The 9,743-nt window shown below is 57.7% G+C and carries 8 protein-coding genes; 3 read left to right on the forward strand and 5 right to left on the reverse strand.

Features of this window, described 5'->3' with window-relative positions:
* The 3 genes from GXX82_03280 to GXX82_03290 form a co-directional block, all read right to left on the reverse strand.
* Positions 1-519, reverse strand: a 519-nt coding sequence (locus GXX82_03280) for a two-component sensor histidine kinase (GenBank protein ID NLT22049.1), incomplete at its 3' end; no start/stop codon positions are given.
* Positions 497-1,174 carry a response regulator transcription factor gene (locus GXX82_03285; GenBank protein ID NLT22050.1) on the reverse strand — a complete coding sequence of 226 codons (678 nt, stop codon included), beginning with the start codon at positions 1,172-1,174 and terminating at the stop codon, positions 497-499. The genes GXX82_03285 and GXX82_03280, both read right to left, overlap by 23 nt.
* Positions 1,175-1,267: 93 nt before the next feature.
* Entirely contained in the window at positions 1,268-1,936 is a 669-nt protein-coding gene (locus GXX82_03290) for an HAD family hydrolase (protein NLT22051.1), read from the reverse strand.
* Positions 1,937-2,445: 509 nt separating this feature from the next.
* Here GXX82_03290 and GXX82_03295 point away from each other — a divergent pair.
* From GXX82_03295 to GXX82_03305, 3 genes are all read left to right on the forward strand, one after another.
* The gene (locus tag GXX82_03295) at positions 2,446-5,565 is read left to right on the forward strand and encodes an autotransporter domain-containing protein (GenBank protein ID NLT22052.1); all 3,120 of its coding nucleotides are present in this window, start codon (positions 2,446-2,448) and stop codon (positions 5,563-5,565) included.
* 319 nt (positions 5,566-5,884) lie between these two features.
* Positions 5,885-8,002 (forward strand): histidine kinase, encoded by a 2,118-nt coding sequence (locus GXX82_03300; GenBank protein NLT22053.1) that lies wholly within the window; start codon positions 5,885-5,887, stop codon positions 8,000-8,002.
* A gap of 76 nt (positions 8,003-8,078) precedes the next feature.
* Complete coding sequence (locus tag GXX82_03305) at positions 8,079-8,459, forward strand: response regulator (GenBank protein ID NLT22054.1); 381 nt, start codon at positions 8,079-8,081, stop codon at positions 8,457-8,459.
* 36 nt (positions 8,460-8,495) lie between these two features.
* On the opposite strand, the gene GXX82_03310 is transcribed toward GXX82_03305, so the two are convergent.
* Together GXX82_03310 and GXX82_03315 are read right to left on the reverse strand one after the other, a co-directional pair.
* Complete coding sequence (locus GXX82_03310) at positions 8,496-9,209, reverse strand: hypothetical protein (protein NLT22055.1); 714 nt, start codon at positions 9,207-9,209, stop codon at positions 8,496-8,498.
* Position 9,210: 1 nt separating this feature from the next.
* Positions 9,211-9,743 (reverse strand): hypothetical protein (locus GXX82_03315; GenBank protein ID NLT22056.1); only part of this gene is annotated, 533 nt, incomplete at its 5' end.

Genomic DNA, 9,743 nt, shown 5'->3' on the forward strand with positions numbered 1-9,743 from the left:
AAAGATCCGTCTGAAGACCTCCAGGAACCGTGATGATCCCTCGACAGCCTCGCCGATCTGCAGGATGATGTTGGAGCCGAGCATCACGTACAGGATACGGACCTCGTCCCGGCGCTCGGGAAGGTCCATCGTTTCAAAGACATGGTCGGCCCCCTCCACCAGCTGGCGGATCGCGCTCACGTGAATACCGATGTCCTTCCAGTAGGACATGTTCGACGAAGAGAACGCCACCCCGTCTGCATAGAGCATGCGAAAGAAGACCTTTCGCACGCCCGCGGCCTGGGTCTCCACGACGGCGGCTTTCTTGGCCTCTTCCAGCCCCTCCGTCGACGCGAGAACGACATAGCGACGGGCCTCACTCATAAGCTCCTCGTCCGTCCGGTCGCGGACAACGGACGTGACAAGCGTGTAGAAGAGAAGGAAGGCGACAAAGGAGGAAACGGTGAATATCCCCGCGTACCAGAGGGTAAGTCTCAGGGCCAGTGTATTGCGGGACCTACGGGTTTTCCCTGAGGACATAGCCTACCCCCCGCACCGTGTGGATGAGCTTGCCGGGAAAATCCCTGTCGATCTTGTCCCGAAGCCTGCATATCCTGGCCTCCACCACGTTCGTCTGGGGATCGAAGTCGTAGTTCCAGACGTGCTCCATGATCATCGTCCTGGAGACCACCCTGCCGGCGTTGCGCATGAGGTATTCGAGAAGCGAGAATTCCATGGGTTGGAGTTCGATCGTCCTGCCGGCCCGTTTTACCTCCCTGCTCACGAGGTTCACCGAGAGGTCTCCCACGGCAAGCCGCGTCGGCTCGGTGATGCCGCTCGCGCGGCGCACCAGCGCCTGGACCCTCGCAAGAAGCTCGGTGAAGGCAAAAGGCTTCGTGAGATAGTCATCGGCACCGGTCTGCAACCCCTTGACGCGATCTTCCACGGAACCCCGCGCGCTGAGGATGATGACGGGCGTCGCGACCTTGCCCTTTCGCATCTCCCCGACCACGGACAACCCGTCGAGGCCGGGAAGCATGATATCAACGATGGCCGCGTCATAGGGTTCCGTCGTCGCCAGCGTGAGACCCTCCCTGCCGTCGGCGACATGGTCGACGGCGCACCCCGCGGCCTTCATCCCTTTTATGATGAACGACGCGATCTTTTCATCATCTTCGACAAGCAGTATTCTCACGGCGTTTTCCCGCAGGCCCGCCACGGGTCACCGGACGCGGGGCCCTTCACTATCCTTGCACAGACGGGAGACATTCGTCAATCGGCGGGCGGATCATGTCCGGCTCTCCCCGTCTACAATCTTCAGAAGGTCGATGGGGTGCTCGAGCAGGGATTCCGCGCCGTGCGTAACCAATTCCTCTTTCGTCCTAAAACCCCAGAGAGCCCCCGCCGGATGCATGCCCGCGTTGCGCGCGGTTTCCATATCGACGTCGGAATCTCCCACGTATATCAACCGTTCAGGTTCGATCCCCAGTTGCCGGGCGACGGACAGAACTCCTGTGGGGTCCGGTTTCTCCGGCATTCCGGCCCCGGCCCCGATGACAACCGGGAATGGCCTGCCGGGAAAGAGCTCCCCCACGATCCTCTTTGTCAGGTGATCGATCTTGTTGGAAAAGACGGCCCTCTTGATCCTTCGCCTGTCGAGCCCGTCAATCAGATCGGTGATACCCTCATAGGGCCGGGTCTTCTTCAGGCAGTTCATACCGTATTCCTTCAGCAACGAGTCGCGGCAGATGACAATGCGGGCTTCGTCTCTCGCGTCCTCGGGCAGGGAGCGCACGACAAGGTTCCTCATTCCCCTGCCGACGAAGGCCTTGTATTCCGTGAGACCATGCGTCGGAAAACCATATTTTCTTAGGATATTGTTCATGGAATCCCCTATATCTTCCAGCGAATCGACCAGCGTTCCGTCGAGATCGAAAATGACTCCATTGAACCTCATGATGCCTTCCTCCGGTTGTCGTCCCTTTTCCCTTCGTCTGATGGGAAGAAACTCCGACCATGAAGGTTTAGGGCGGCACATCTAGTTAAACCATAGAACTGTGGAGCTTTGAAACAATTAATGACAACAGCTGCAGGCCCCCTCTCTTAAGCGGGCACTCGCCCGCGCTTATCTCCCCCGGGGTATGTCCGTGGGTGGCCGGCGGTTCCAATTCCCGTCTGTTACACTTCTCCAGGATTTCTTGCCCCCCTTCATCGACCGGCAGGATGCTTACTGGCCTGCGACATCCTTATCCCGTAGCCAGGCCGTTTCGGCACATACCTTTGCTGCCGTGACGGCTGCTGCCTTAGTATCTACCAATTCAGAACGGCACGTTTCTTTCGGCAAACGCGTGTGTGGCTAACGGGAAAGAAAGGGGATTCCCTTCTCCTGTGGCAAAACACCTGAGAGGTGAAAACTCTTCTTTCTCGAAGTCCGGAAGAGCATTTCGGATTCGAAGGGGTATGAACATGGACAAAAAGAAGGGTCATTCGCCTAAAGATGGTGTCTCATTTTTCGGTCTTCTCTGCGTGATCATCATCGCGCTCGTTTTGTCGCCGGCGACCACGAGACCGGTATGGGCCGGGGTAGTCATCGACAACATCCGCACATTGGGCGTCGACCTCACCAGCGAAACACAGACAGGCGAAAACACAACGAACGCCACCGTGACCTCAACGGGGTCGGTTGCAACCTCAGGAACCCACGCCGTTTGGGCAGGCAGTGAAGGATGGAATGTCAGTGTTGAACCAGGGGGCAGTGTAACAAACAGCAAGAGCGGCTCGGGCAACAGCGCTATTCTGTTCAACACTCTGGGCGATGGCACCGGCACCGCTCTGCAAGGCACCGTCACGAACAGCGGGGACATCACGAGTTCCGGCACCGGCATCAAGATGGGAGGCGGCTCCGTCACCAACAACCAAACAGGCAAGATCACCAGCACAAACAACGCCATCGATACGACGGGCACGATCACCATCACCAACATCGGGTCCATTGAAAGCACCGCCGGCGATGCCATCCACCAGAATGACGAAACGGCCAACACGGTCGTGAACAACACCGGAACCATTAAGGCCACCGTCAGCGGAACAGAAAAGGCCGCCATATATATTAAGGGTAGCGGCACTACTGAAAATGCCGGACAGATCACAAGCAACGAAGGCAAAGGCATTTATTTCAAGACATCAGGCGCGGAGAACAAGGTCGTCAACAAGGAAGGTGGCACCATTTCCGGCGGGACATACGGTGTTATATCCGATCACGAACTTACGGTGGAAAACGCCGGAACGATCACGAGCAACGGCACCGGCATTTACACGGGGGGTGGTGGAACCGTCACCAACAGCGGGACCATAGCCGGAAACGGATCGAACGGAATTGCTGCCTGGGGCGAGACCAATACCGTCACGAACACCGGTGCTATCAGCGGGTATGTCAATGGCATTATCTCCGGCGGCTACGCCACCGTAGACAACTACGGCTCCATCACGGGAGATACGACGAGCGGCGTCTACCTGACAAAAGGGAAAGTCACAAACCATGCCGGATCGAAGATCTATTTGACAGATTCCGGAGCCGATTCGTCGGCTATCCTCTTTGCCGGTTATGGCGAAGTCGAGAATAGCGGCGAGATCAAGGGAACCGGCGGTATCCATTTCGGCGTGGACGGCAAGGTAACAAACAACGCCGGTGGGACCATCACGGGGACTGGCGGGTGGGGGATCATATTTGGCAACAGCGGCACGCTGATCAATCATGGCGCTATTGAAGGCGTGACCGGTGTCACTTTTAACATGTACAACAGCGGCGGCAGTGAAAGCATCAACGACACCCTCACCAACAGTGGCACGATCATCGGCACTGGCGGCACAGCGGTCGACATGAGCGTTGGGGACGATACCGCCAATCTGCTCAGCGGGTCTTCCATAACGGGCAACGTGGATGGAGGGGCCGGGACCGACACGGTCAACCTGACGGGTTCGGGAAACATCACGAACGGCATCCTTCTCAACTTCGAAACTATAGAGAAATCGGGCACGGGCACCTTCACTCTCGGGGGCGGCCTCTCGAGCGGAAATCACATATCCGTTTTCGGCGGCGTGATAAGGGCAAACGGAGCATTCGCCCATGAGGCGGGGGCCACCTACACGGTGGGTGCGGGCGCGGACGGGAACCTGGGCAAGATAAGCGCGGAAACCGCCACGATCAAAGGCGGCACCGTTGCCCTTGATACGGTGATCGGCGCCAGGGGTGGCACACACTCCATCGTTGGAACCGACTCGGGACTCACCGGCACCTACGATCTGTTCTCGGCCGCGACAGACTCCGACTACATTGCAGCGGCCCTCTCCTACGACGCAAACAACGCCTATATAACGCTCACATCAAACTTTGCTGGGGCGGCCCTCACGGAGAACCAGCAGGCTGTGGCCACATCCCTCGACGCAACCTACAGCACGGCATCGGGTGACATGCTCAACGTCTACGGGGCCATAAGCACCCTGAGTACTCCCGCCATACGCCTTGCCTACGACCAGATGGGCGGTGCAAGCCACACGGCGTTCGCCGCCATCGACGTCTACAGGGTGGCGAGTTTCTATCGAAACCTTTTCAGAAGCACCCCCTCCTCCCCAACCGGCACCTCCGTGACGGGGACCTACTTCCCTGCCCTGTTCGCGGCAAACACCGCCGTCACCTCCGACGCGGTTTCAGTTCCATCCGCAAAGATGAAAGGAAGAAGAGACGGTCCCTTTTTGCTCTGGATCAGGGGATACGAAGCGTCAGGGAACAGGGACGGCGATGACATAGCATCGAGGTATGATTTCACCATAGGAGGCACTGTCGCCGGCATCGAATACCGTGTCGGTCCCGCCATCCGAGCCGGTGCCGCCTTCGGATACTCGAGGACCAACGTTGACATGAAAGACCTTCAGGATTGCGGCAACGAGGACAGCTACCAGGGGTCCCTCTACGGCTCCTTCACCTCCACGGATAAGAGATGGTACGTGAATGCCGCCCTGGGCTACAGCATGAACAAATACAACATGAAGCGCTCTCTCAGCTTCGGGACCATCAGCAGGACGGCAAGAAGCTCCTATGACGGCAGTGACATATCGGGACACGTTGAGAGCGGATATCTCCTTCCCTTCAAGGCCGTGAGCATCACCCCCTATGTCTCTTTCCTCGCCCTCGACAGCCGCCGGGACGGTTTCACGGAAAGCGGGGCTGATGCCCTCAACCTTATCGGAGACAGCGCCAGAACCACATCGCTTCAGGGTTCCCTCGGCATTGGCCTGGCAAAGGAGTTCGTGATCAATAAGACATTCTTCCTGACCCCGGAGATCTCCGCCAGGTGGGTCCATGAGTTCGGAGACACAAACGCCGTTCTCGATGCCCGTTTCGCCGGCGCTCCCTCGGGCTCGTTCAGGGTCTCCTCCGATACCTGGGCCCGCGACAGCGGCGTCTTCTCCCTGGGGCTCACGGGCCGGGCCGGGGACGCCTGGAACTTCTTCTTCGCCTACGACGCCCGGGTAAGGTCGAAAGAGTTCGCCCATGCCGTTACGGGAGGAATAAGGCTTCGGTGGTAAGAGAAAAGACGGTTTCAAGTTTCAGGTCTCATGTTCCAGATTAAAGACAGCGTGCAAATAGTGAAGCTCACTCTCGAATATATTGCGTGCAGTCCCTATCTGCTCCGAATCGTCCTAATCCCCCAATGCGGTTGATTCGTCCCATATCAGGCCTACTCGGTTACATCCCCGGTCTGAGGAACAGAATCGTACCGTAATATCTCCTCATTGATCGACCGTTTTCTTCGGAGTGAAAGGGATAACGAAACGGGGCATGGGGTGGGCGATTCTCCGTAAGGGGACATTCAAGAACCCCTTCGCCCTGGAAAGAAGGGGACCGATGAACTTTCGCACCAGACTTCTCATTGTCGTTGCGGTGATGATCGTTGTCAGCGTCTTTTTGTCCTCGGCCATCACTTATGTATCCGCCAGACGACACCTTGAGTCAGCCGCCAGGAGGCAGATGGAGCAGACGGTGGCTCTCATCGCCAAGCAGAGCCAGATAAGCCTTGAGAGATTCAAGATGGACATGGAGCTTCTCGCGGAATCACGCCTCGTCCGCGACGTCACCAGATCCCTGAAGAACGAAACACTCGTACGGGAGATGAACCTGCGTTTCCTGGACATCGTCAGGAAGAACAGTGTCTATACGTCCATTAACCTCATCGACCGGGACGCCTGGTGCATTGCGTCCTCTTATCCCGACCGCATAGGATATTCGCCCATGCGTCAGATGGTCGCCACGCGTCCTGATTTCAAGGCTGCCATCGCCGGGCAGGGGACAATCTCCCAGGTTATCCTGAGCCACGGCACGGGGCGCCCCATCATAGCGATCAGCGTCCCCGTCAGGGAAGACGGCAAGGTCGTGGCCGTGGTGCGCTCCACCCTGGACCTTGATCACATCAATGATCATTTCCTCGCTCCCCAGGAGACCATACTTGGAGGCAAGGCCTACGTCTACGACCCGTGGTTGGATATGAACCTGCCCAAGGGCTGGGTGGCCCCCAACGTAATACGGTCCAAACCATACATGCGGCCCGACATCCCCGACCTGCCGGAGTTGGCGACAAGCCGCAGCGGCATTGTCAGCTATTCCACGAGATCAGGCCGCCGCCTGGCTGCGTTCCTGAAAACCTCAGACCCTGAATTTCTGTTCGTGGTCGAAAGACCCCTGCGGGATGTTCTCGCGCCTATCGAGACAATGGGCAAGATCACATACGCGACCCTCGTTGTCATGCTCTTCACGATCACTATCGCCGTCTTCAGGATGGCCAATCCCCTCCTGAGAAAGCTGGAGGCATGCATGGCTTTCGTTGAGCACATCAAGGCCGGGATTCTCGACAAAAGACTGGAGGCAAAGGGTACTGACGAGATCTCCGGGCTTGCCCGGGGTCTCAACACAATGGCACAAAGCATCGAGGAGAGCCGCAACGCCCTGGAAGAGGCGGAACGTCTGTACCGTGGGCTGTTCGAGAACGCTGTAGAGGGAATATTCGTCACCGACGTGGAAGGCGTTGTGCTCAACGCCAACCCGGCCTTCGCATCCCTTCTGGGTTACCGTTCTCCGGCAGAACTGGTCGGCAGGAATGTGTCGCGCTACTACTCTTCCACGAGGCGCAACCGATTACTGGATATGCTTGAGAGCCAGGGAACGGTCAAGAATTTCGAAGTCCTCTTTCACCGGTGTGACGGATCTCAGAGGATGGGTTCCATCTACGCCAGGGCGGACAGGGACGATAAGGGAAGGATACTCCGAGTTCAGGGCATTCTCGACGATATCACGGAACAGAGAGAGATAGAAAAGGAGCGGCGCCGGGCGGAAGACGCCGAGCTTCGATCCGTTCAGGCAAAGCTTGAGGCACTCAGGTATCAGATCAATCCTCATTTCCTTTTCAACGTCCTCAATTCCTTAAGCGCCCTCGCCAGAATAAGCTCGCGGCAGACCGATCAGCTTATTCAACAACTCTCTCGCTATCTGCGTTCCACCATCTCCTCGAGCGAATCCGGCTTTGTGCCCTTAAGTCAGGAAATGGGGACCATAGAGAGCTATCTCAATATCGAGAAGGTCCGTTTTGAGGATGATCTGATGGTGAACATAGACCTTCCCTCGCAGGCTATGGATGTGCGGGTTCCCGAACTCATACTCCAGCCTATCGTGGAAAACGCCGTCAAGTACGGGACGAAGACATCGGAGTTGCCGCTTAAGATAACCATCGAAGGCTCGGTCACCGATGACCGCCTCCTTCTCCTGAAGGTCACCAACACCGGGTACTGGGTATCGACAGAGGATGAGGCAAGGACAAGGAAAGGGGTAGGTATCGAGAACCTCCGCAAGCGCCTGAGCCTCATCTATGCCAATCGGTACCTCTTTCAGACCGAGGAAGACTCTGGACTCGTCCGTGTTGTCCTCGGAGTACCTTTGGAAACGGGAGCCCGACAAGCACAGTCTCAGGCGTGAGGCTTTATCGGGTCGGGATTGCATGCGATGATTGCCATGGCGGTGATCGCGTATTACAGTTGAGGTCGAGACAACCATGAAGGAAGGGCAGGAAAGAGAGGTGAGAGTGCTCATCGTAGATGATGAACGCCTCGCCAGGGTAAATCTTAAAGGACTTCTCAGCGAGCATCCTTATGTCCGCGTCGTGGGTGAGGCCAGGAACATTGAGCAGGCCCGGCGGGTCCTGGATGCAACGCGGGTCGACCTCATCTTCCTCGACATCCAGATGCCCGGCGGGTCCGGATTCGATCTTGTGGAAACGCTGGAGCAACGGCCGCATGTGGTCTTTGTTACGGCCCACGACCACTATGCCACGCAGGCGTCAGCGTCACAGGCCCTGGATTTCCTTCTCAAGCCCGTTGATCCCGACCGCCTGGGCGAATCCCTCCAAAAAGTCCTGAGCTATCGCCAAGACTAAGATCATCCACCGGCCTTCCTTAGCCATGGCGTGCCGTCACCGGTCCCTGTGGTGGGGAGGCACGGGAGCTGGCGGGGCCTTGCTGCCGTCCGAGGGTGGCACACCTGGCCCCTTCGATGGTAAAGGCCTCGAAGGGCGGGGAGAAGGTGGGGCGGCAGGAGGAGCGGGGGAAGAAGAAGGTGACCGCAACGCGGAAGACGCTATCGCCTCGGCAGGAGCGGACGTGGCACCCTTGCCGCCGCGCTTTGCCTGATCCATAAGATACACGGATACGCTCTGCTCACCCCTGGTGAGAACAATGCTGTCTGTGTTAATCTCCTTCACCGAGTAGCCCGCGTAGACAGAGCCTTTCCTCAGTTCCGTCTGCCTTTTCCCTCGTCCGGGAGATGTTGTCGGGTTCTTCTTGTCTTCGACGAAGGCGACACGCTGGTTCCCATACATGATTATGCCGCAGAGGAAAAGCTCCGGTTTCGGCAGCTCCTTCTTCGCGTCGATAGGTATGACCCTTTGAGGATGGAAAAGGTTCATTTCACTGACAACGGCATAATCGGTCGGAAGGGGCTGAGCGCCCTCTTCCGCAGGTTTTTCCGCCAGAACCGTCTCCTTCGGAACGATCCGCGGAAGATTAAGACGGTTGTTCACGGACATCGCCGGACACATAACGCCGATGCCTGCCAGCACCAGGGCGACAGCCAGAAGGACGTTCAGGAGGGTCACATTGCCCGGGATGGACCGCAGCACCTTCATCATGTCACTTTCCTCCCGCCAGCGAAGACAGGCGCAGCTTCACCATCAGTTCCCTGGGATCGCGGAAGTTCCGCACCCGCGTGTCCATCTCCCGCACAACGATGTAAGGTGTATGGGTCTCGATGCTGAAGAGGACGTCGCTCAAGGCCCTCGTGTCGGGCAGCGCCGCGTCGACGGTAATGGTCACCACCTGGAATCTGCCCGATTCCTCTGCTTTTTCCACACGCTCGCTGGCTATGGATCCTCCCCGCCCCGTGATTATACCCTTGACCGCCTCCTGGAGAGCGGCCGCACACAGTGTCGGCGTCTGCGCCTCGATGGTCTTTGATGCGGCAACCCTTCTCTTCTCCTTCAAGGCATCGAGTTTCTCTTCTATCCGGGACCTCCCCGCGATCGTCTCCATGCACTTCATGAGTGCCCTTTCCCGTGCGGCCCTCGTCTCCCGGAGAGAGACCATTTCCTTGCGGGCATTCACGAAACCATACTGATAAACGGTGAGAACGGCGAGAACGATGACGGCGGGAATCGCGTATATGA

It is taken from the genome of Syntrophorhabdus sp. (genome assembly GCA_012719415.1).
In the GTDB taxonomy this organism is placed as follows: domain Bacteria; phylum Desulfobacterota; class Syntrophorhabdia; order Syntrophorhabdales; family Syntrophorhabdaceae; genus Delta-02.

Excerpts from the sequence above, each read along its gene's own strand:
- GXX82_03290 (NLT22051.1), bottom strand. The coding sequence starts at position 1,936 with ATGAGGTTCAATGGAGTCATTTTCGATCTCGACGGAACGCTGGTCGAT.
- GXX82_03295 (NLT22052.1), top strand. The coding sequence starts at position 2,446 with ATGGACAAAAAGAAGGGTCATTCGCCTAAAGATGGTGTCTCATTTTTC.
- GXX82_03300 (NLT22053.1), top strand. The coding sequence starts at position 5,885 with ATGAACTTTCGCACCAGACTTCTCATTGTCGTTGCGGTGATGATCGTT.
- GXX82_03305 (NLT22054.1), top strand. The coding sequence starts at position 8,079 with ATGAAGGAAGGGCAGGAAAGAGAGGTGAGAGTGCTCATCGTAGATGAT.
- GXX82_03310 (NLT22055.1), bottom strand. The coding sequence starts at position 9,209 with ATGATGAAGGTGCTGCGGTCCATCCCGGGCAATGTGACCCTCCTGAAC.